Origin of the sequence: Streptomyces sp. LHD-70 (genome assembly GCF_031157275.1) — a bacterium.
Classification (GTDB): Bacteria; Actinomycetota; Actinomycetes; order Streptomycetales; family Streptomycetaceae; genus Streptomyces.
On sequence record NZ_JAVIFW010000038.1, the window covers coordinates 14,347 to 34,863 of the forward strand.

Here is a 20,517-nt window from a genome sequence, read left to right on the forward strand (position 1 = left end):
CTGTGTTGGCGCTCGCACCGGGCGCCACCCACTGATCACAAGGCTTACGATCATCCGCACAACCGAGCGTGCCGACTGGCTGTGGGCCGGGCGCGAGGAGACCCGACTGGCTGTGGGCCGGGGTCGCAACAGCCCCTCTTTGGGGTTGTTGAGACGACCCCAGAACGGGATCTCCTCGCATGAACCGCGAACAGCTCGATCAGCTCCTCGCCCGCCTCACCGACGCGGACGACGCACAGCGCTCCGAGACCATCGCCAACGTCCTGGGCGAACTCAACACAGAACAGGCAGCCGAACTCGTCGAGTCCGGCCTTGCCGCCTATGACGACATGACCGGTGCCGACGGCGAGCGCACCGACGATGACATCACCTCCCTGACCCGCCTCGTCGACGTCGTCGAGGCCGCGCGCGGCCGTCAGGACGAACTCGTCGCCGCGGAAGAGCAGCGCCAGGCCCAGCTCGCCGAACTCCACGGCCGCCTCCGCCCCGAAGGCGACTCCACCGCGGGCGACGACGCCGAGGCCAGCAGTGACAACCAGCCCCAGGCCGAGGCACCGGTGGAGCCCGCCACGACCCTCCCCGCCGCCGAGACCACCGAGCCCGCCCCTGCGCCGATCGAAGCCGCGCCGGTGGCTGCCTCCCGCCGCGGAGGGACGAACTTCGGGGCGCTGCGCTCGGACCGCTCCAGTGCCCGTCAGGCCTCGAACTGGTCACTGACCGCCTCGGCGGACATCCCCGGGTACTCCACGGGCCAGGAGCTGAACTTCGACCAGCTCATCGACGCCGCCACCCGCCGCATGCAGGGCCTGGCCCGCATCGGCCGCTCCAACGCGGAACAGGGTGGGGTGAACGTTGCCCAGTTCCAGTTGCAGCGAGACCAGAACCTCGTCGCCCGCAACGCGCAGGACCACAGCGTCCTCGACTACGCCGCCGACGAGCGGCGTCTGCCCGGTGGCTCCCTTGTGGCCGCCTGCGCGACTGACACCGTCGCGCAGGGCGACGTGTGGTGCTCCCCGTCGGATCAGCTGTGGGAGTTCTGCCCCGACCTCGCTTCACGTGACGGGATCCTCGACTTGCCGACGATCACCGTCCGCCACGGCGGGCTGCGGTGGCCGTCCACCCCAGACTTCGCGACCGTCTACGCCAAGCTCGCGGAGCACACTTGGGACTGGACCGACGAGGAGGTCTGCGATCCGGCCAAGCGCCCGGAGACCAAGCCTTGCGCGGAGCTGCCGTGCCCGGACTGGAACGAAGTACGCCTTCGCCCGCGCGGTATGTGCATCAAGGCGGACATCCTGCGCAATTACTCCTGGCCCGAGCAGGTCCGCGACTGGGTACAGCGCCTGATGACCGCTCACGTCCACAAGATCAACGCCGACACCATCGCGAGCATGGCGAGGCTCGCCGACACCACCGTGGAGTTCGCGGCCACCGGCACCGAACCCGACACCACCGCCACGTACGGGCCGGGCGCAACTGCCGGACTCCTGGGCGCGCTTGAGCTACACATCGAGGAGATCCGCTACCGCTCCCGCATGGCCCGCTCCACCACCGTCGAAGTGGTCCTGCCCTACTGGATCACCGGCCTGCTGCGCTCCGACCTCGCCAAGCGCACCGGCGTCGACCTGATCAGCGTCCCGGACTCCCGCATCAACTCCTGGTTCGCCGAGCGCGGAGCGCGAGTGCAGTACGTGTACGACTGGCAGGACCTCACCCCCGCCGACCCCGCGACGCTCAAGGGCTGGCCCACCACGCTGTCCGTGCTCATGTACACCGCCGGTGCCTACATCTCGGCCCGGCAGGACATCGTCAGCCTCGACTCGATCTACGACTCGACGCTGCTCCTCGGCGACACCGGCAAGCCCGGCAACAAGTTTCTGTCGCTGTTCACCGAGGAGGCTCACATGCTGGGCAAGCGTTGCGGTACGACACGGCTACTGAAGATCGACCTGTGCGCCAACGGCTACACCTCCGGTGCGCTGGTGCCCGAGGCCCCGGCACTCGCCTGCCCCGCTGCCTAACCCCTCCCTCGCCCCCTGAACTCCCCGTGCCGCCCGGCCAATCCAGCGCCGGGCCGTATGGGGCCAGCCCGACGAAGGGAGGGCACCCGTGAGCACCCCCACCATCGGCCTCGCGCCGATCGACATCCTCACCGATCAGCCTGTCGCGCCACGGCGCCGCTACGGCCTCTACTCGGCCGCCACCGTCAAGGACACCGGACCCTTGCGCCACGCGTACGCCACGTGGTCCACCGACACGTGCGCCGACGGCGGTTACTGGGCCCTGTGCAACCCCGAGGATCCCACGGCTGAGGACGACAACGGCGTCAAGAACCTCGACCGGCCTGCCTGGCAGACGGCGTTCCCGTTTGCGATCTACGCCGGAATCGGCTGCGACCGGATCGGCTTCGACGACGCCGCAGCCCGCGCGAAGTCCCGGCTCGGCGCGGCCGAGGAACGCCTCGTGGAGCGTGCCCTGTGGCAGGGGCGGGCCAACATCAGGCCCGCTCTCAACACCACAGATGCCACCCTCCTAGCGAAGACACCGGTGTCGCTGACAGCGGCTGTGGCGCTGCTGGAAGAGGCTCTGGGGGAGTCAACCATCGAGGCCGGGCTGATCCACGCCCCGCGCCGGATGGCAGCCCCAGCCGCCAGCCTGGAACTCGCCAAGCTCGACGGTCCGCGCCAGCGGACCTCGCTCGGCGCGACCTGGGTGTTCGGCTCCGGGTACACCCCCTCGGACACCGGGCCCGATGCCGGCCCGGCAGCAGATGAGGGGGTGGCCTGGCTCTACGGCAGTGGTCAGGCCGTCGTACGTCGCAGCCCCGTGCAGGTCGAGCCCGGCCAGCACCCCGCAACGCCCGGCTACTTCGATCCCGCGTCCAACCAGGCCTACGCGCTGGCCGAGCGGACCGTGCTGATCACGCTCGACTGCCCCCTGTTCGCGGTGCCCGTCACCGACGACACCCCCCAGCCCGCACCGCTCCCGGCCCCCACCGGACTTGCGGCGAGCGCTCTCACTGAGACCAGCGCGCGCATCGACTGGGACCCCGTGGCGGGCGCGGACTCCTACCTCGTCGACATCACCCGCACCCCGTAAGGAAGTTCGAGACCGTGGCAACTCAGTGCTTCACGCCGGTCCTCGGCGAGCGCATCCGTCTCACCAGGGTGGACGGATGCGGCAGGCCCATCTACGGCGCTGGCGCCCAGGCCGTCTCTGACGGCTTCATCACCGTCAAGTACACCGCCGAGATCGGTGAGGGCGAGGAGATCGAGCAGACCAACGCCCAGGGCCAGCGGTGCGTGTATCTGAAGATCCCCGACTACATCAAGTACATCGGCGTGGAGATCGAGTTCTGCCGCGTCGACCCGGGCCTGATCGGGCTGATCAACCCGGCCAACGCCCTGGAACTCGACGGAAAGGGCGACGTCGTCGGCTGGCGCGAGAGCGTCAAGCCCTCCGACAGAGCCGGATTCGCCCTCGAAGTGTGGACCGGCCTGCAGGGCGCGAACATCTGCGACGACCCCAACGCCACCAGCGCGCACGGCTACATCCTCACCCCGTGGCTTACCTCCGGCATCATGGGCGACCTCGAAGTCGGCGCCTCGTCAGTGAACTTCACGTTCAAGGGCAACGCCCAGGCCGGATCGAAGTGGGGCATCGGCCCGCACAAGGTGGTGCCGGGCGCGGACGGTGTCACCCCCTCACCGCTGCTCGCGCCGATCGGCCCGGACGAGGTGCGCCTCATCCGCCACACGTCGATCGCGCCGCCCAACCCGCAGTGCGGCACGTTCGACCTCCCTGCCCCCGGCGGGGCCACCCTGACGGCGACCGTCGACCCGGCCGACCCGATGAAGTACACGTTCGCGTGGGCGGGTACGGCCGCTGACGACACCCCCGTCCTGTTCGACTTCGGCGACGGCCAGAAGGGCACCGGCACGGTCGCAGCGAACAAGGCCAGCGTCGAGCACACCTACGCGACGGCCGGTTCGAAGACCGCGACCGCGACGGTGGAGGGCCTGACCGTGGCGGTGACCGCGAACCCTTTCCCGCAGAGCTGACCGCCCCCACCGGCCTGCGCGCCGAGTCCGTCTCGGACAGCAGCGCGCAGATCGAGTGGGACGCGGTGCCCGCCGCGGACTCCTACGACGTCAACGTCACCGAGCCCGCGCCGGGTGGCCCAGCCCAGCACCCCTCAACCCCCACTGACCAAGCCGCCGATTCCGGGGAGAGCTCCTGATGGCCGTCGTGAAGAACCCGCCGTACAACGCCACCGGACTGGCCCCCGGCACCACGTACACGGCGACCGTCGCCGCGATCCGCAACGGCCGCACAGGCCCATCGGCCTCGGTGGAGTTCACCACCAAGGCCGCCGCCCCTGCGGCACCGGCGGGCGCGGCACTGAAGTCGCCGCCGACGGTGGCCGGGGCCACCGTCATCTACACGCACGACGGGGCGAACGTCACCGCGTTCAGGCTGGAACGCAAGCCCAAGACCGGCGGCACCTGGGCGACTGTCGCTGACTCCGCCGCCCCGGCGGACCGCGAACTCAAAGACCCCGGGCCACTCACCGCAGGCGACTACCTGTGGCGGGTCATCGCGACCAACACGGGCACAGACTCCGGGCCTTCGAACGAGGTGCCGGGCACCGTCGCGGCCCCCGTACCGCTGGCCAAGCCCGTGCCGGTGAAGAAGGGCACGCCCACCACGACCGGATTCTCCGCAGAGTGGCCCGCCATCTCAAACGTCGACGCCAGCAAGGGCGACAAGGGCTATCACGTCACCGTCACCCCGACCGGGCCGACAGTCGGCGCGGTCGACATCACCACCCCGGCCAAGCCGCTCGTCGCCGTCACCGGCGCCACACCGAACACCGCCTACACCGTGAGCGTGGTCGCCAAGGGCAACACGACCACCCACACCGACTCCGACCCGGGCACCGTGGCGATCAGCACCGCCAAGGAGAAGACACCGAACCCCGCGAAGCCGACGCTCAAGGCCGACAGCGCGACCGCCACCGGATTCACCGCCGAGTGGACCAAGGCCACCGCCACCACCTACACCGCCACGGCCAAGAAGTCCGACAACACCGGCGACACGGTGAACGGCACCGTCTCCACGAGCGGCGCAAAGGCCGAAGCCGTGTTCACCGGGCTGGCAGCGTCCACCGCGTACAAGGTCAGCGTCATCGCGACCGCGACCGGCAAGGACCCGTCGGCCGCAGTGGTGTCCGATGACATCTCGACCATCGCCTGACCCATGGCCGAGTCCCCAACTCCCTGCGGCTGGTCGGCAGATGCTGCGTGTTGCCCCGGCAAGGACCAGCTCCCGGCGGGTGTCTGGGAGGCCTCCGTCGCCACCGCCACCGAGGTCCTCTGGTCGCTCACCGGACGCCAGTTCGGTGCCTGCCGACGCACGGTGAGGCCGTGTCACGTGCCGTGCGCGACCTCGTGCGGCTCGTGCGCGGGCAACCATGGCCCGCAGTGGGCACCCGCGCTGATCGGCGGCGAGTTCTACAACCTGACCTGCCAGCGCGGCGACGACTGCCAGTGCGGCAGCGAACTGTCCACGATCACCCTGCCGGGCCCCGTCCACAAGGTCACCGCCGTCGTCGTGGACGGCGTCGAACTCGATCCGCTGGCCTACGTCGTCTACAGCCGTCGCCAACTCGTACGCGTCGATGGCAAATCGTGGCCGACCTGCCAGCACTTGGACCGCGACCTCGCCGAGCCTGGCACGTGGGCGGTCATCTATGAGCGCGGAAAGCCCCTCTCCCAGGCGGGCCGGCGGGCGGTCGGGCTTCTGGCGTGCGAGCTGGCGCGGTTGTGCGCGGGGGACAAGTGCCGTCTGCCCTCCCGCGTGACGAGCGTCGTACGCGACGGCGTCACGTGGTCCTTCGACGCGGAGGGCTTCTACACCGGGGGCCTGACCGGGATCCCCGAGGTGGACATGTGGATCAAGGCGGTGAACCCGCACAAGGTGATGCGGCGCGCCTCGTCCTGGTCGCCTGACGGCCCGAAAGCGCCCCGGCAGCGCACCGGCCCCCCAGACGCGTGGGGTGGGCGGTGAAGAAGCTGTCGACGGCCGGGCGGATCCTGTCGATCCTGACCGCCTGCGTGTGCGCCGGGTTCCGCAACGAGGGCATGCCGCTTTGCGGGTGCGTGGTGCGGCACCACTCCGAGCTGCTGGCGGCCGACGGCTGCGGCGCATGCTCCTGCACGGACGGCAGCGACGGACATCTGTCTGCGCGCGTGGTGGAGATCAGGGCGACGGACAACGACAACCAGAGCGCGACGGGCGCAAGCCCTTGCCCCACCTCGCTGGTGGAGATCGAGATCGCCTTCGCCGTCTACCGGTGCATTCACCTGACCGACGACGGACTCGCCGCGCCGGACGAGGTGCTGGCCGATGAGGCACAGCAGTTCCTCGCGGACGCCGAGGTGATGCGCCGCGCGGCGATGTGCTGCGAGCTGCCTGCCGAGCTGGGCACGTGGTGGAAGCGCGCCACGACCTGGTCGCCGCTGTCGTCCGGTGGCTGCGCGGGCGGGGAGCTGCGGGTCGTCGTCACCGGCACACCACGCGTGGCCCGCCTGATCACCGTCGAGACCACGCCGGTCGGGGTGAGCTCGTGAGCGCAGTCTGGATCCAGGTGATGCGCCGCTACGGCGGCAGCCCCGACATCGGCATTGTCCTGCACATCGAGCAGACCGCGTTCGTCGACGCCCTGTTGCGCGAGGGCTTGGTCCAGCTCGTCGACGAGCCCGCACCCCGGCCTATCGGGGAGGAGAAGGAGGGCCTCGATGGGTGAAGTGCGCCTGAACCATGCCGAGATCAACCGGCTCCTGTACGGCTCCACCGGACCGGTCGTACGGGAGGTGACCCGCGTCGCCCGCCTGACCCAGCGAGACGCGCGCAGGCTCGCGCCGCGCGACACCGGAGTCCTCAAAGCGTCCATCCGCGTCACCGTCACGGCCGAACCGGCACGCGAGCGCGTACGCGCCCGTATCGGCTCGACGCTCGACTACGCCCTCTACCAGGAGGAAGGCACCGGCATCTACGGGCCGCGCGGCACCCCGATCAGGCCCAAGCGCGCCAAGTACCTGCGCTTCAAGCCCAAGGGCGCCCGCGGGTTCGTCTTCGCCAAGCAGGTGCGTGGCTCACGGGCCCACCACTACCTCGTTCGCGCGCTTCAGCGTTCGTCGCCGTGGCCGGTACGCCGCCTGCGCTAACCCCCTGCTTCAAGACCACCCACCCTCGAGGAAGTTGGAGCCCACAGTCATGGCGCTGCAATTCACCACCGGCACCACCGCTCCCCAGGAGCTGGCCCCGCCCTTCGAGTTCGACCTCGACGACCAGCCCTTGACCGCGCAGTGCCCCAAGTCCCGTATGTGGTCACGCCTGATCGCCTCGCTGTCCAGCGCGGCCACGATGGCCGATGAGCAGTACGCCATCGGCAGTTTCATGGACGCCTGCTTCGGAGACAGCGACCGCATCTACCTGGAGCGGCGTTACCGCGACCGTGAGGACCCGCTGGACGACGACACGATGGCCGAGATCTTCGAGGCCGTCCTGGAGGCCTGGGCCCCGCACATGGCCGACGAGGTCGAGCAGATCCGCGAGACCCGAGGAACCCGAATCCAGCGCCGCTCCGTCCGCACCAACACCACCGCCCCCAGCAGGAAGACGGCGCGGCCGCGCGCCGCCCGCAAGACCGGGGCCAGCACCCCCGCCGGCACGGGAGCCGAGTAGCCCCTGATGCCTACCGGAGCAGCGCTCGATGAGGGCGCACCTTACTGGGGCGGCGGAGTCGCCGACCCGCCTTTCACGCTGCTCCTGGGCACCCATGCGCTGACCGTTCCGCCGGTCGCGACGGGCTGGTGGATCCGCACCCTCAGCCGGGGCGACTGGGGTGCCATCGCCCGCCTCCTGGACGACGACCAGCAGCTCTCAACCGCGCTCGAGTCGGCGGAATTGGAAGACCTCGACGCGCAGGACATCCACCGCATGGCCTGCCAGGTCGCCGAAACCGTCGCAGGCTGCCCCTGGCCCACGGCCGTACGCCTCTGCGCGCTCCTCACCGGCAGTACGTGGCTCGACTTCGAGGTCTACTGCACCCGCCGCACCAGCATCGACCCCCTGACCGCGCCGCTGCGGCGCGTCCTGGGGGCCGTCTACTCGATGCTCCTCGAAGGAGCCAAGGACGAAGCCGAGACCCGCAGGATCCGAGCCGAGTACGCCAACGCGGCCGACACCAACGCCCCGCCCCCGCCCAAGACCGGTACCGCCAGTGACCGGGGTGCCCCACAGGTGCCCGGCTCGAAGTACCGCACCTTCACCCCCGAAGAGGCCGCCGCCGCGTTCGCCGCTGCCTCCAACGAATCCTTCCCCTCCCACCGCACCGAAGGGGAGGGCTGAGAGTGGCGCTCGCCGAGACGATGGTCGACGTCAACGCCGACACCAGCAAGTTCAAGCGCACCCTGCGCCGTGAACTGCGCAACCACAGCGTGCAGATCAAGCTGGACGCGGACTGGGCGAACTTCCGCCGCAAGCTGCGCCAGGTCACCGCCAACCTGACCGTCAGCGTGAGGCTGACCGCCAACGCCACCCAGCTGCGCAACCAAGTCCGCGCCCTACGCCTGACCTCATCGGTACGCCTCAACCCCGACACGGCGGCCTTCCGCGCCCGCCTCGCCGCCCTGCGCCCCACCGTTCGTGTACGCCTGGAGCCCTCCCGGCTGCGTCTGCCCACCCGAGGCATCCCGCCCGTACGCGTACCCCTCCAAGCGCTGGGTGGCGGGTTCATGTCGTCGGTGACGAGCATCGGCCGACGCGCCGCCAGCGCGCTCACCTCCCTGACGAAGTTCGGCGCCATGGCCGGGGGAGTGGCGATCCTCGGCGCTCAGCTCGCCGTGACCGCAGCCCAGCTCGTCCAGTTCACCGCCGCCCTCGCCCCCACCGTCGGTATCCTCGCCACCGCACCCGCCGCCCTCGCCGCAGCAGGAGTCGCCTTCGGCGCCCTCGCCCTGTCCATCGACGGCGTGAAGCAGGCCGCCCGCCCCCTCGCAGGAGAGTTCCAGCAGCTCAAGTCAGCTGTATCCGGGGCGATGTTCGACAGCATCCGCGAGGCGTTCACCGGGATGGGCCCGCTCTTCGCCGCCGCACGCACCGGCCTGTCCGCCATCGCCACAGAATGGGGCCGCGCCGCCTCCGGCGTCCTGAACTACATCAAGTCCGGCCAGGGCATCACCCGCCTCACCGAAGTCATGAACGGCACCTGGGCCTCCCTCTCGGGCCTCACCGCCGGGCTTCCCGTCCTCACACGCGGGTTCATGAACCTGGCCGGCACCATCTCAACTGCCTTCGGCGCGCGCCTCGGCGGCGCCATCGAGTCGGTCACCTCGCGGCTCGGCCGCTGGATGACGAACGCCGCGGCCTCAGGTCGGGCCGTGGCCTGGGTCGACAAGGCCGTGCAGACGTTCAAGGAACTCGGCTCCGTCGTCTCGGGTCTTGGCGGCATCATCAGCGCGGTCTTCCAGGCAGCGCAGACCGCGAACGGCGGGCTGCTCGGCACGCTGGGGCAGACGCTGCAACGCTTCGAGGCCATCGCCAAGAGCGCGCAGGGCCAGCAGGCGTTGGTGAGTGTGTTCCAGACGCTCGCGCAGGTCGGGGCCGCACTGGCACCGATCTGGGGCGCCCTCCTCAGCGCGCTGGGTCGCGTCGCGCCGGTCGTCGGACAGATCGCCACAGCCCTCTCCGGAGGAGTGGCGGACGCGATCAGCGCGATCGGAGCCGCCCTCGCCACCGCCGGACCCGGCCTCGTCTCCTTCGCCACGACGATCAGCCAACTCCTGACCGCCCTCAGCCCGTTGATGGCACCGCTCGGGCAGCTCGTGTCGATTCTCGGGCAGGCCCTGGCCTCCGCCGTCACCGCGATCCTGCCCGGCCTCAACCAGTTCATCGACGCGCTCGTGTCCGGCCTCCAGCCCGTCCTGCAAGCCTTGGGGCCGTTCCTCTCCGAGTTCGGCACCCTCCTCGGGACCGTCCTCGGCGGAGCCTTGCGGGCGGTCGCCCCGCTGCTGGAGCCGATCGGGACGCTGCTCGGGGCGATCCTGGAAGCCGTCACCCCGCTGCTGCCTCAGATCACCCAACTCGCCTCGCAGGCCTTCGCGATGCTCGGCCAGTTCGTGCAGCAGCTCGTGCCGATCCTCATGCAGCTCATCCCCGTGTTCATGCAGATCCTGAACGCGGTCCTGCCCCTGGTCCCGGCCGCTCTCGATCTCGTCGGCGCGATCCTTCAGCTCGCGGCCGCGCTGCTGCCCGTCATGGGCCCGATCCTCCAGTTCGCCGCCGCTCTGCTGGGCTGGGTCGCCATCAACGTCGTCGTGCCGATCATCCGAGCGATCGTGGCGGCGCTGACCTGGTTCGCCGACGTCCTCACATCGATCGTGACGACGGTCGCCGGATGGGTCAGCGCGGTCGTGGGCTGGTTCCAGAACCTCTACAACACCCTGGTCGGCAACAGCATCATCCCGGACCTGATCAACGGCATCATCCAGTGGTTCACGCAACTGCCCGGCCGAGTCCTGAGCGTCATCTCCTCGCTGGTGAGCAGCATCGTGAGCTTCTTCTCCCGCCTCTTCTCCTCGGCCGTGTCGCTGGTCTCCTCCGGCATCAGCAACGTGGTGACCTTCTTCTCCCAGCTCCCCGGGCGCACGATGGCCGCGATCCGGTCTCTGCTGTCGTCGATCGGCTCGTTCTTCCGCAGCGTGTGGAACGCGGCCAAGAACGCGACCACGACCGGCGTGAACGCCGTGGTGAGCTTCGCTCGGAGCGTCCCCGGCAGGATCGCCTCGGCCCTGTCCTCGCTCGCCTCACGGGTCGGGCAGATGTTCACCAACGCCTGGAACCGGGCCAAGGACATCGGCAACCGGATCCTGAACTTCGCGCGCGGACTGCCCGGCAAACTCGCGTCCTTCGCCGCCAGCGCCGCCCGCTCGCTGATCAACGGCATCAAGTCCCGCATCCCCGGCCCCTTGAAGAAGTTCCTGCCCTTCGCCAAGGGCGGCATCGTCACCGGCCCCACCCGCGCCCTGATCGGCGAGGCCGGGCCCGAGGTCGTCATCCCCCTGACGAAGCCGCAGCGGGCCCGTGAACTCCTCTACGCCTCCGGAGCGGCCTCGTTCATCGACCACGACACCAATCACCGCAGCAACAGCCGTTCCGCCTCAGGGGGTTCGGGGCCGCTGGTGGGCACCGTGCAGATCGTCACCCCCGCCCGCGACCCCGAAGCCGTCGCTCTCGCCGTTGCCGGTCGCCTGGCCCGCACCCGTTCCTGACGAGCCACCGCACCGAAGGGAGGATCCCAACGCATGCCATACACCGGCTACCTGGACCTGGGCTCGACGAGCATCATCGACAACGAGCTGACCTATGCGCTCGCCGAGCAGGCAGGGCTGGGGCACATCCTGCGATGTCCGCCCTGCCCCACCCCCGACCCGGCCTGGCGTGCCCGCAAGGTCCCCGACGCCCCCTGGTGGGACGACGCCGTGCCCGCCTCACGAGAGTTCCTGGGCTTGTACGGGCTGGAGTTCACCGGGCTGACCTCCCCGACCCGCTCACGCACCCTCACCGAGCTGGCGCACGCAGGCGCGACCCTGGGCAGGCTTCGGGCCTCCCACCGGGAGATCGGGGTGCGGGCCACCGCGCTGGCCACCAGCGAAGCCGGGCTCTCCTTCGGCCTCTCGTGGCTGGCGTGGGCGTTGGAGAACGCGGACACCGACCCGACGTACGGCACAGGCGCGTGCGGCGGGACGGCCGCGCATCTGCTCGCGTACTGCGCCGCCGACGACGAGACGGCATGGCGGACGCTGTACGACGTGGGGCTCCTCTCCTTCGACGAGGACCCGCTCATTCGCGCCGGAGCCGCCGGGTGTCATACCGACGGTGCGAGGATCGCCGAGGTCACGTTCACGCTCGTCGCCGGGCGCCCCTGGCTTTACGGGCCGCCCGTCACCCTCGCCACCCAACTGGGCTTCGTCACCGAGACGCTGTGGCCCTGCCAGGGCTGGACCGCCCACCAGGTGGGCGTACCGGGCACCCCGATCGACTGCTCGAAGACCGTGACGGATGAGTGCATCCAGTGGGTGCCCGCCGAGTCCGGCCTGTGCACCGGCCCCGCGGCATGCAACCGCACCCGCTCCAACGTCCTCCAGCCCGACCAGACCACCGGCACCGGCACCAACACCCTGGGCTGGTCCATTACCGGCCCCGGCACCCTCGTGGTGGAGGACGGACATGTCGTCGTTACCGGCCTCGCCGCCGGATCGCGGGTCGTGTACGAACACCCCTCCCTCGGTGGCTGGCCCGTCCTGGCGGGGCATGACGTGACGTTCACGTCCGAGATGGTCACCGCGGAATCCCCCGGGGTACCGGTCGTGACGTGGCTGGACTCCACCGGCGCCGTCGTCAGCGAATCCACCGGCCAGGCCGGGGTCGTGCCGTTCACCGCGACGGCCCCAAAGAGGGCCGTGTTCATGCACCCCTCCGTCCGGTTCCCCACTGCCCCCACCGGGGCGGTACGGGTCGGGCAGGCCCAGCTCATCGCGCTCGCCCCCTCGCCCGCTCCGGGCGCACAGTGCGACCCCGACCCCTACCAGGCGCGCCCCCGCCCGCCGGTCACACTGCCGATCCCGGTCGACCCCTCCGCGTGCATCGCGACGATGAACCCGGCCTCGGCCGTCCTGCGCGTGGAGAGCGGCGGCATCCCCGAACGCATCCGGATCACGCCCACCATCGTCGTCACGACCGGCGCGAAGCCCCTGCGCAAGCTGTCCATCTCCATCTACCGCAGCACGCTGGGTGCTGACTGCAACCCGGACACCCTCGACGAGTGCGACAAGGTCGCAGAGTTCGGCGTCCCCTACCTCGGCGCAGGCACCGTCCTGACGATGGACGGCCGCACCGGCACCATGTCCAAGCGCTGCGCGGACGGCTCGGTCGTCGACGACGTCCCGGTCTACAACGGCTCCGGCCGCCCCCTGCGCGAGCTGCCGACGTTCTCCGGCTCCGAGGCCTGGTGCATCGTCGCCCTCGCCGAACGCGGAGCGGTCACCGACCCCATGGCCATCACCGCCACCCTCACGATCCTCGCCTCCGCACGGCTGGAGGCCTCGTGAGCATCGACCCGGCCGAGGGCATCCACCCGCCGTTCCAGCGCATCGGCTGCCCCGACGAATACACGGTCGTCATCCACTACCGGGGCGGGCCCGCCGCCGGGGGAGTCGTCGCCGTCCTGACCGACCCCGTATCAGTGGAGTGGACCCGCAGCCTCGACAAGCCCTCCACCTGTCACGTGCGCATGTCCAAGCCCGTATGCGGGGCCCTCGCGGCGGCGCTGGACGCGACGGTCGTGGACCGACCGGAGTGGGCCTACGAACTCACCGTCTACCGAGGCGAGAGCGACCAGCCCGTCTGGTGCGGGCCGTTCATCTCCTACAGCGAGACCCGCGACTACCTCGACCTGCACGCAGAGGACTTCCTCGCCTGGCTCAAAGTCCTCCCCATCCCCGTCGACTTCCGCTTCACCGGCAAAGCCGCCATGGACGCCACCGAGCTGGCCTTCTGGCTCATCAGCAACGCCCTTCAACAGTCCGACCCCAACCTCCTCACGTACGTACGCACCGCCCCCGCCGGCATCCAAGCGTCCCGCAGGGGACAGGCCTGGACTGAAGCCGCGTGGACGGGAGTTGAGTCTCTGGCGCGGGACCACATCGACATCTGCTGCGTGAACCGCACGATCCTGATCGGCCCCGAAGGCGGCGGCTCCCTCGCCGGACGCGTACTCAGGTTCGCGGAGCAGGACTTCACTGGCGAAGGCCCCACCATCGAATCCGACGGCTACGCCGCAGCAACGATGACCACTGCAAAAGCCCAAGGGCTTCAGGGAGTTGCCACCGAGGTCTCGAAGAACACCTGGGGCGAGCAGTGGTCGATCCCCTATCCGCAGAACGAGGTCACCTCTCCCGACTCGTCGAACAAGGCGAACGTCGCCACGATCGGCAAGATCGAGGAGGGCTGGCGAGGCCTGGTCTGGCAGCTCACCGCCCTGTCCGGAACCCGCCTGACGCCCGAGGTGACCGCGACGGCGCAGCGGGCCTACCAGCGGGCGAAGGTGCCTGAGTTCCTGCGGATGTCCAACGCCGCCCTGTCGTCGAGAGCACCGGTCGCGATCGAGGAACTCATCCCCGGCTCACGCCTCACCATCGCCCTCGACGACACCTGGCTCCGGCCCGTGAACACCCCCATGCGCCTGACCGACGTGCACGTGGTGTTTGACCTGTCCGGGGAGAGCGTGCAGATCTCTGCCGAGCCCGTGTCCATCCGCGTCGCAGACCCCGTCGACGAACAAAAAGACCAGGAAGAGCAGGAGGGCTGACATGGCTCGTGCGAAGTCCCTGTCCGGCACCCCTGACCGCTCAGCGCTGCCCGAACGCCTGGGAACTCTGAGCGAACGCCTCGACGACCTCGAAGACCCCGAAGGCGCCCCGGCCGGGGGAGGGTTCATCATCGTCCCCGACGCCGACCGGGAAGGCGTCCTCAACATCGAGACCTCCGACGGCAAGAAGTGGCAGATCATCCCGCCTCTGGTGCTGCCCGAGGACATCGACGCGCTCAAGGCCGCCACCACCCCCGACAAGCGGCCCATCGACTTGATCAACAGCACCGGCACCCTGACCGTGACCCGGATCGGAACCCGCTGCCATCTCTCCGGCCGCATCAACGTCACCCGCTCTGCCAAGGAGGGCCTCGACATCGGGCAGATCCCCTCCGGATTCCTGCCCGCCCCCCTCGGCGACCGCACCGCAGTCTCGTTCGCCATCGGCAGCGCATGGGAGGGCTTCGACCCCGTCGCGCGGGCCACCATCGGCAACGGCGGGCTCATCACTATCCACGCCCGCCCCGGCGCCGCCATCGACCCGAGGAAAGTCAGGGTCAGCATCTCCGGTCGCACGAGCAGGATCAGCGATCACGGGCACGGCAAGACCGAGGCCAACGACGTGTCCATGGACCACACCCACTCGATCCCCAACGGCCGTACCGGGGCCGCCGGAGTGGTGCACCGACACGCCACCAATCCGGCAGGCGGTCACGACCACAGCTTTTGGGGGGAAAGCTCCGGCGAATTCGCCCAGGACCCCGTACTGATCGACAACGCCACGGTGTTCCCTACCTGGTTCGACCTCGACGGCTGCACCTGGGACACCCAACTCAGCTAGACCCCCGAGAGGACCGCGACATGGCATTGAATCCACCAACCCGAGAGGGCGGCTGAGGTATGGCCATCGGGTGTATCGGGGAAGAGTTCGACCTGGACGGCCATCGGCTCATCCTGCTCGGCCCTCGCCAGGCCGTGAGACCTGGGGGGCTCGACTCGTCGGGGCTGTACGCGGACGAGGGCGGACTGCGGGTGACGTCGTCCAACGACATCAGGCCACGCACCCTCGCCGTCTCCTCCGGGAAGGAGACCATCGCGGCAGGGCAGTGGCATGCACCGTTCCAGCCGAAGATCACCGTCTCGAACACCTCCAGCGCGCTGCTCATGATCTCGGGAACCTGGAGGGGGAAGACCAGCATCCAGGTCCCCGAGGCCAGCGGCACGCTCTGGGTGTGCGCCGAGCCCGCCCGCTACGCGTACGACCGCCCTCCTGCCGTTGCCGCGTACCAGCAAGGCTCGTTGGCGAGCTTTCAGGACTGGCATGCCGGCGGCGTGTGGCCGGTCACTGAAGTCATCGCGCCGGGCGAGGAATTGAGCCTGTACCTGAACCTGTGGCTCCGCAACGAGATGAGTGACGTGGTCACGGTCGCCGAGTGCCGGGCGTCGTTCCACGGGCTCAGCGGTCCGGCGGGGTCGGGGGAGCCGATCGGAACGATGGGGCAGGTCGCCGAACGCGAGGCGGGCCGGACGCTGTCCGCGCTGGCGGCGGCGTCGACCGGCCTGACCCTTCAGGCGGTGGGTGAGGAGTGGAGCCGGACCGGTGGATGACACGACAGGCCTGAAGCTGCCCTACCTGGGAGCGCCGGACAAGCTCGACGACTGGCCCCGCTACTACAAGCGCCTGGCCGAGCGCGTGGAGCGCGTCCTCGCGAACAAGGAGACGGTGCCGCCGGGGGAGGTGGCCGTATCTGCTGCGACCGCGCGCCTGGGTCTGAACTGGGCGACGACCAGTGCTGGTTGGCTGGCCCCGCCCATTGAGCCGTTCTCGCTGGCAGGCAGCGACTTCAGCTTCGGTGACAACAGCATCGTGGCCAGCGTCAAGAGCCTGGTCCTGGTGGTGGCGACCGTGATCGTGAACCACGGGCAGAACGGGCCGCACAACTACATCCGCTGCCAGACCGTGAACCAGACCGTGTACGGCGGGGTGAAGGTGAACCCGGCCGCGCCGACGGTACGCGGGCTGATCACTCTGGCCACCGCTGGAGTGGTGGACCCGGCGGCGTCGCACAAGGGCGTAATGAAGCTGGAGTTGCGTTCCTTCATCGGCCCGGACGAGGGCTCGACGACGGCCGGGAACGCAATCGTCCACGCCGGGGAGTTCACCGTGATCCGGCTGGGGGACGCCCCCTGACCCCCACCCCCCTTGTCGTGTGTGCCCGAGCCCCTGTGTGGAGTTGAACAGGCGTGGAGAAGACACCCCAGTACCAGATCCCCTACCTCACCCCTACGGACGTCGTCGACGACTGGCCTCCGTACTACCGGCAGCTCGCCGAACGCCTGGATACGGTCATCGCCGGAATTCAGCCCCTGCCCGGGATGCAGTACGCATGCGCGTCCATTCGCCCGTTCACGACGTCGGATGCGAGCTGGCACACGCTGCAACTCATGAAGGTGGCCGCCACGTCGGCGTTCACCGTGGAGGCCGATGGAATCACCGCGACGCGGCCCGGTGTCTATCAGGTCGTGGCGTCGGTGCCGGTCGGCGCGGGGACCACCAGCGCCCGCCACTACATCCGGGTGCCTCCGCTGGACGAGGCGAACAACTCGGGCGGTTTCGTGTCGGTTGAAGGCCAGGAGGTACGGGGCCTGTGCTCGATCAACGCTGTCGGCCTCGCGACTTCGAAGCTGAAGCTGGAGTTTGCCTCGTTCGTCAGCGGCACCACGTCCGGCCTCGGCGAGGTCTACGGCGGCACGTTCACCGTGATCCGACTCGGAGACGCCTGATGAACAACCGTACAGAGAGGGGCGTTTCGTGACGACACCCGCCGAGGTGGTGGAGCGGCACGAGTGCTTGCAGCCGACGATGGGCACCGGCCCAGACCACGAGATCCGCTTCCGCATCCACCCGGTCAAGCCGCCCGTCATTCCCCCGGCACGCCGGGGTATCTACCTGGACGTCAACCGCGGTCTGTGGGCCGACCCCGCCTCCGCAGCCTTCGCCGAGACCGCCGACGCCGACGCCGGAGCAGCCACCGTCACCTCCCGTGCGACGCTCCCTCTGGACGCGCTCGCGATCGACGTCGTGAACCCCTCCAGCATCGCCATGCCCGTCCTGGGCATGTTCACCGTCCACCTGCGCGGCACGTATCCCCGCGGGGCAGCGGGCAGCCTCACCCTCGACCTGGTGGCCGCCAACGACGCGGCCCCGGAAGAGGGACAGACGCAGGCGTTCGTGTCGGCCGACATCGAGCAGGTGGCCCTGTCCAACGGCTACAGCTTCTGGACCAGCGTGCCCGCATTCTCCACCCGCACGGTCTTCGCCCGCGCCTGGATCATGAACATGGCGCTGCAGTCCTTCCAAATGGCCGGCTGCCACAGGCGGCTCACCCTGTGCGGCGCCTCGCAGGGCGGTGAGGTCGATGGCTGATCCGGTGTCCTACGGACCGGAGTTCACTGTGAACGACGCGGGCGATCTCAAGGTTCGCGCGACTGAGCGGACGTGGCCGTACGGGGTGACGCTGTCTGAGTACAACGGCCTGATGTACGACGAGGACGGCCTGTTCACCCTCCCCGCCCCCGTCCTCCACCCCCTGCGTGAGCGCTGGAACAACCCGGCCCTGGTCACCATCGCCGACGGCGGCGTGCACCAGGTGCCCGGCCTGGAAGTGGTGTGGGCGAACCCGGCAGCATCCCAGGTGCTCGTGGACCTGTACTGGGCACTCCGTATCGAGTGCCACGCGCCGGACGCGGCAGGGGGACGCTGGGAGGTTCTGTTCACCGACCCCGAAGCGCCGATGCTCGACGGCCCCACCGCGACCATGTCCGCGCGCTCGGGCAGCGTCCAAGCGCTCTGTGTCCCGCACGCGATGCCCACCACCCGCGTACCCGGCCACGGCACGTATGCGAGCCGGGTGATGTTGACCGTCACCAACCACACCGGCACGGACCTCACCTTGCTCGGCTGGACCGTCCGCGCCGCCGGGTTCGCGATCGAAGGAGCCCACTGATGGCGCTGAACTGCTACGGCAAGGGCCTCGCGGTCAAAGACGGCGTCCTGGACGTCAAAGGCCCAGTCAACGCCCGCTGGCCCCTCAAGTCCCCCCAGAACATCGCCAACGGCCTCCGCCTCGATGACGGGGGTGGCATGTGGGTCCACGACTACCAGCTACGCGGCATGCGCCCCAAGCAGCAGGCCCCCGACGACGAACGCCTCATGATCCCCGGCGCAGGAGTGACCGGCGCCAACCGGTACTGGACCTCACCCGTCTACCGCTGGGACGTACGCAACGAAGACCCCGGCGCCGACCTCATCGTCAACGGCTCCTGCTGGATGCGCGGCGTCCACCGTGGCCTGCCGAACAACGGATGGGTCGAGCCACTGGCCTGGGCGAGGGAGACCGCGCCCCCGGCGGAGGGCTCGAAGTGGGACCGCATCAGCGGCGACCGCGTCTCCTTCGGTAACCAGATCTACTGGTCGGTGACCATCCCCTTCCAGCTCGTCATCGCATCCGGCGGCACCGCCAGCCTGCACCGCGCGGTCGGGGCATGGGTGCAGACCGGCTACGACTGGCCGATCGGGACCGGCAGTTACGCCGACTTGACCTGCACGGTCCGCGCGACCGGATTCCTCACCCAGCCCCGGCCCACCGGGCAGGGCGGCCTCCCGACGAACGGACAACCCTGATGGTCACCTCGATCTGCACCGGCCCGGCCTTCGGCGTGGACGCCCGCGGCGATCTCCAGATCCGAACCCCGCGCCCCTTGGCCTGGCCCTACCCCTCCGACATCACCGACGACAACGGCCTCATGCTCGACAGCGAGCAGGGGCTGTGGGTCCACCCGCAGGAGTCGTACGTCATCTGGCGCGACGGCTACCAGACTTCGCCCACCACCGGTTGGATCTCCCAAGGCCAGCTGATGGAAGCGGTCTACGACGACCTGTCCATCACCAACCGCACCGGAGTGCGCATGTGGGCGCACATCATCATGATGTTCCGCACCTATGTACGTATGCCGGTTCTCGGCCACGGTGGCTCGAACGCGAAGGTCTGGTACGACAACGACCCCGAACCGGGCTGGGGCCCGGTCAACGAGTGCGTGTCGACGACGGCCGCGCGCGAGTACACGGCCAAGGAGTCCTTCTCCATCGATGCCTCGACGTGGATCGAGCCCCGGCAGACGCGGGTGATCCACACCCGGCACCTGTACCGCAACTACACCGGCGAAGCGCAGCTTGTGAACTCCATGCAGTGGCGCCCGACTGGGATGACGTTCCTGCCGTTCTCCAACGAGCTGGTGAGCCTCTCCGCGGCCGGAACAGACACGCCCGCCCCCGCTGCCGAACGTGAGCATCATTGACTTCGGCGGCAAACGGCGGGCGCGAACCCGTCGCCGACGGAGTCGTCATCCGACGTGCTGGACCGGACCCGATGATCGGCTCCCTGCCCGACATCGACACGACCGGGTTCATCGGCCCGAGCTGAGAAGAGAGCCACTCGTGCCGAGCCCAGAGCCAACCCAACTGAACGTGAAAGATGGGTAGTTAGTCATGCCGAAGGGTTCTGTGACCCGATCGTGATCGTGAGGTCTACAACCGTGTGCAGGGTCACTCCCGACATGGCCGGTACGGCATATGTGTCCCTCCTTGTCCCCGTTGCTCGCCGTTCTCAGTGCCGCATAGGAATGCCGGGGCGCGACAGGGATCTAGCGAAGGACGAAGATTGTCTACTCGTAAACGACTCAGACGCAGAATGAGACGAACTGCCTTACCAGTGGCGCTGTTTACCGCAATGCCTCTGGTGTTTGCCTCCCACTCCGCGGCGGCTCCCGCTACGGATGGTGGCGAGAAGGCGGAAGTTGCATCCTTGACCCCAACCAAGGCTTCCAAGGCCGAGATTGACAAGGCTGGGAAGGAGTGGGCAGCCAAGCATTCCAAGGGCGGCATCCCCTGGGCTCTGGCCAAGGCTAAGAGGTTGTCTCACGTGGCGTCAGATCTTTACGGCATGATGCCTTGCCATGGGTGCTGGTCTGTCACAGCGGTTGGTTCCGGATGAACTCTGGGTCCTGGTCGCTCCGTTGCTTCC

General features: G+C 69.2%; 22 protein-coding genes. All 22 read left to right on the forward strand.

The features are described 5' to 3' along the window. Positions 1-179: 179 nt before the first annotated feature. The 22 genes from RCO28_RS37915 (at position 180) to RCO28_RS38020 (ending at position 19,917) form a co-directional block, all read left to right on the forward strand. The gene (locus RCO28_RS37915; protein ID WP_308945946.1) at positions 180-2,021 is read left to right on the forward strand and encodes a major capsid protein; all 1,842 of its coding nucleotides are present in this window, start codon (positions 180-182) and stop codon (positions 2,019-2,021) included. An 88-nt stretch (positions 2,022-2,109) separates the two neighbouring features. Further along, the gene (locus tag RCO28_RS37920; RefSeq protein ID WP_308945947.1) at positions 2,110-3,099 is read left to right on the forward strand and encodes a hypothetical protein; all 990 of its coding nucleotides are present in this window, start codon (positions 2,110-2,112) and stop codon (positions 3,097-3,099) included. A gap of 14 nt (positions 3,100-3,113) precedes the next feature. After that, a complete protein-coding gene (locus tag RCO28_RS37925) occupies positions 3,114-4,061 on the forward strand; it encodes a hypothetical protein (protein WP_308945948.1) in 948 nt (315 codons plus the stop codon). A gap of 178 nt (positions 4,062-4,239) precedes the next feature. Then, positions 4,240-5,256, forward strand: a complete 1,017-nt coding sequence (locus RCO28_RS37930; RefSeq protein ID WP_308945949.1) for a fibronectin type III domain-containing protein — start codon at positions 4,240-4,242, stop codon at positions 5,254-5,256. Positions 5,257-5,259: 3 nt separating this feature from the next. Continuing rightward, entirely contained in the window at positions 5,260-6,069 is an 810-nt protein-coding gene (locus RCO28_RS37935) for a hypothetical protein (RefSeq protein ID WP_308945951.1), read from the forward strand. Continuing rightward, positions 6,066-6,632: a hypothetical protein gene (locus RCO28_RS37940; RefSeq protein WP_308945952.1), complete on the forward strand. Its 567-nt coding sequence runs from the start codon at positions 6,066-6,068 to the stop codon at positions 6,630-6,632. Before RCO28_RS37935 ends, RCO28_RS37940 begins: the two co-directional genes overlap by 4 nt. Next, entirely contained in the window at positions 6,629-6,808 is a 180-nt protein-coding gene (locus tag RCO28_RS37945; protein WP_308945953.1) for a hypothetical protein, read from the forward strand. The genes RCO28_RS37940 and RCO28_RS37945 overlap by 4 nt, the downstream gene beginning before the upstream one ends. Beyond that, positions 6,801-7,229 (forward strand): HK97 gp10 family phage protein, encoded by a 429-nt coding sequence (locus RCO28_RS37950; RefSeq protein ID WP_308945955.1) that lies wholly within the window; start codon positions 6,801-6,803, stop codon positions 7,227-7,229. Before RCO28_RS37945 ends, RCO28_RS37950 begins: the two co-directional genes overlap by 8 nt. Positions 7,230-7,278: 49 nt before the next feature. Beyond that, entirely contained in the window at positions 7,279-7,749 is a 471-nt protein-coding gene (locus tag RCO28_RS37955; RefSeq protein WP_308945956.1) for a hypothetical protein, read from the forward strand. Between the two features lie 6 nt (positions 7,750-7,755). Next, a complete protein-coding gene (locus RCO28_RS37960) occupies positions 7,756-8,415 on the forward strand; it encodes a hypothetical protein (RefSeq protein ID WP_308945957.1) in 660 nt (219 codons plus the stop codon). A gap of 2 nt (positions 8,416-8,417) precedes the next feature. Further along, the gene (locus tag RCO28_RS37965; protein WP_308945958.1) at positions 8,418-11,336 is read left to right on the forward strand and encodes a hypothetical protein; all 2,919 of its coding nucleotides are present in this window, start codon (positions 8,418-8,420) and stop codon (positions 11,334-11,336) included. A gap of 33 nt (positions 11,337-11,369) precedes the next feature. Continuing rightward, complete coding sequence (locus tag RCO28_RS37970; RefSeq protein ID WP_308945959.1) at positions 11,370-13,175, forward strand: hypothetical protein; 1,806 nt, start codon at positions 11,370-11,372, stop codon at positions 13,173-13,175. Then, positions 13,172-14,434: a hypothetical protein gene (locus RCO28_RS37975; RefSeq protein WP_308945960.1), complete on the forward strand. Its 1,263-nt coding sequence runs from the start codon at positions 13,172-13,174 to the stop codon at positions 14,432-14,434. The genes RCO28_RS37970 and RCO28_RS37975 overlap by 4 nt, the downstream gene beginning before the upstream one ends. A 1-nt stretch (position 14,435) precedes the next feature. Beyond that, a complete protein-coding gene (locus RCO28_RS37980) occupies positions 14,436-15,275 on the forward strand; it encodes a hypothetical protein (RefSeq protein ID WP_308945961.1) in 840 nt (279 codons plus the stop codon). Between the two features lie 59 nt (positions 15,276-15,334). Beyond that, positions 15,335-16,042, forward strand: coding sequence for a hypothetical protein (locus RCO28_RS37985; protein WP_308945962.1), 708 nt, complete (start codon positions 15,335-15,337; stop codon positions 16,040-16,042). After that, complete coding sequence (locus RCO28_RS37990; RefSeq protein ID WP_308945963.1) at positions 16,035-16,625, forward strand: hypothetical protein; 591 nt, start codon at positions 16,035-16,037, stop codon at positions 16,623-16,625. The genes RCO28_RS37985 and RCO28_RS37990 overlap by 8 nt, the downstream gene beginning before the upstream one ends. Positions 16,626-16,678: 53 nt before the next feature. Next, the gene (locus RCO28_RS37995; protein ID WP_308945964.1) at positions 16,679-17,218 is read left to right on the forward strand and encodes a hypothetical protein; all 540 of its coding nucleotides are present in this window, start codon (positions 16,679-16,681) and stop codon (positions 17,216-17,218) included. A gap of 28 nt (positions 17,219-17,246) precedes the next feature. After that, a complete protein-coding gene (locus RCO28_RS38000) occupies positions 17,247-17,861 on the forward strand; it encodes a hypothetical protein (protein WP_308945965.1) in 615 nt (204 codons plus the stop codon). Further along, positions 17,854-18,441, forward strand: coding sequence for a hypothetical protein (locus tag RCO28_RS38005; RefSeq protein ID WP_308945966.1), 588 nt, complete (start codon positions 17,854-17,856; stop codon positions 18,439-18,441). The genes RCO28_RS38000 and RCO28_RS38005 overlap by 8 nt, the downstream gene beginning before the upstream one ends. After that, entirely contained in the window at positions 18,441-19,118 is a 678-nt protein-coding gene (locus RCO28_RS38010; protein ID WP_308945967.1) for a hypothetical protein, read from the forward strand. The genes RCO28_RS38005 and RCO28_RS38010 overlap by 1 nt, the downstream gene beginning before the upstream one ends. After that, complete coding sequence (locus tag RCO28_RS38015) at positions 19,118-19,792, forward strand: hypothetical protein (RefSeq protein WP_308945968.1); 675 nt, start codon at positions 19,118-19,120, stop codon at positions 19,790-19,792. Before RCO28_RS38010 ends, RCO28_RS38015 begins: the two co-directional genes overlap by 1 nt. Further along, a complete protein-coding gene (locus RCO28_RS38020) occupies positions 19,789-19,917 on the forward strand; it encodes a hypothetical protein (RefSeq protein WP_308945969.1) in 129 nt (42 codons plus the stop codon). Before RCO28_RS38015 ends, RCO28_RS38020 begins: the two co-directional genes overlap by 4 nt. Positions 19,918-20,517: the final 600 nt, after the last annotated feature.

What these genes read in the sequence shown, in the direction of transcription:
- RCO28_RS37915 (WP_308945946.1), top strand. Translation starts at nt 180, where the DNA reads ATGAACCGCGAACAGCTCGATCAGCTCCTCGCCCGCCTCACCGACGCG.
- RCO28_RS37930 (WP_308945949.1), top strand. Translation starts at nt 4,240, where the DNA reads ATGGCCGTCGTGAAGAACCCGCCGTACAACGCCACCGGACTGGCCCCC.
- RCO28_RS37935 (WP_308945951.1), top strand. Translation starts at nt 5,260, where the DNA reads ATGGCCGAGTCCCCAACTCCCTGCGGCTGGTCGGCAGATGCTGCGTGT.
- RCO28_RS37950 (WP_308945955.1), top strand. Translation starts at nt 6,801, where the DNA reads ATGGGTGAAGTGCGCCTGAACCATGCCGAGATCAACCGGCTCCTGTAC.
- RCO28_RS37955 (WP_308945956.1), top strand. Translation starts at nt 7,279, where the DNA reads ATGGCGCTGCAATTCACCACCGGCACCACCGCTCCCCAGGAGCTGGCC.
- RCO28_RS37960 (WP_308945957.1), top strand. Translation starts at nt 7,756, where the DNA reads ATGCCTACCGGAGCAGCGCTCGATGAGGGCGCACCTTACTGGGGCGGC.
- RCO28_RS37970 (WP_308945959.1), top strand. Translation starts at nt 11,370, where the DNA reads ATGCCATACACCGGCTACCTGGACCTGGGCTCGACGAGCATCATCGAC.
- RCO28_RS37980 (WP_308945961.1), top strand. Translation starts at nt 14,436, where the DNA reads ATGGCTCGTGCGAAGTCCCTGTCCGGCACCCCTGACCGCTCAGCGCTG.
- RCO28_RS37985 (WP_308945962.1), top strand. Translation starts at nt 15,335, where the DNA reads ATGGCCATCGGGTGTATCGGGGAAGAGTTCGACCTGGACGGCCATCGG.
- RCO28_RS38005 (WP_308945966.1), top strand. Translation starts at nt 17,854, where the DNA reads ATGGCTGATCCGGTGTCCTACGGACCGGAGTTCACTGTGAACGACGCG.
- RCO28_RS38010 (WP_308945967.1), top strand. Translation starts at nt 18,441, where the DNA reads ATGGCGCTGAACTGCTACGGCAAGGGCCTCGCGGTCAAAGACGGCGTC.
- RCO28_RS38015 (WP_308945968.1), top strand. Translation starts at nt 19,118, where the DNA reads ATGGTCACCTCGATCTGCACCGGCCCGGCCTTCGGCGTGGACGCCCGC.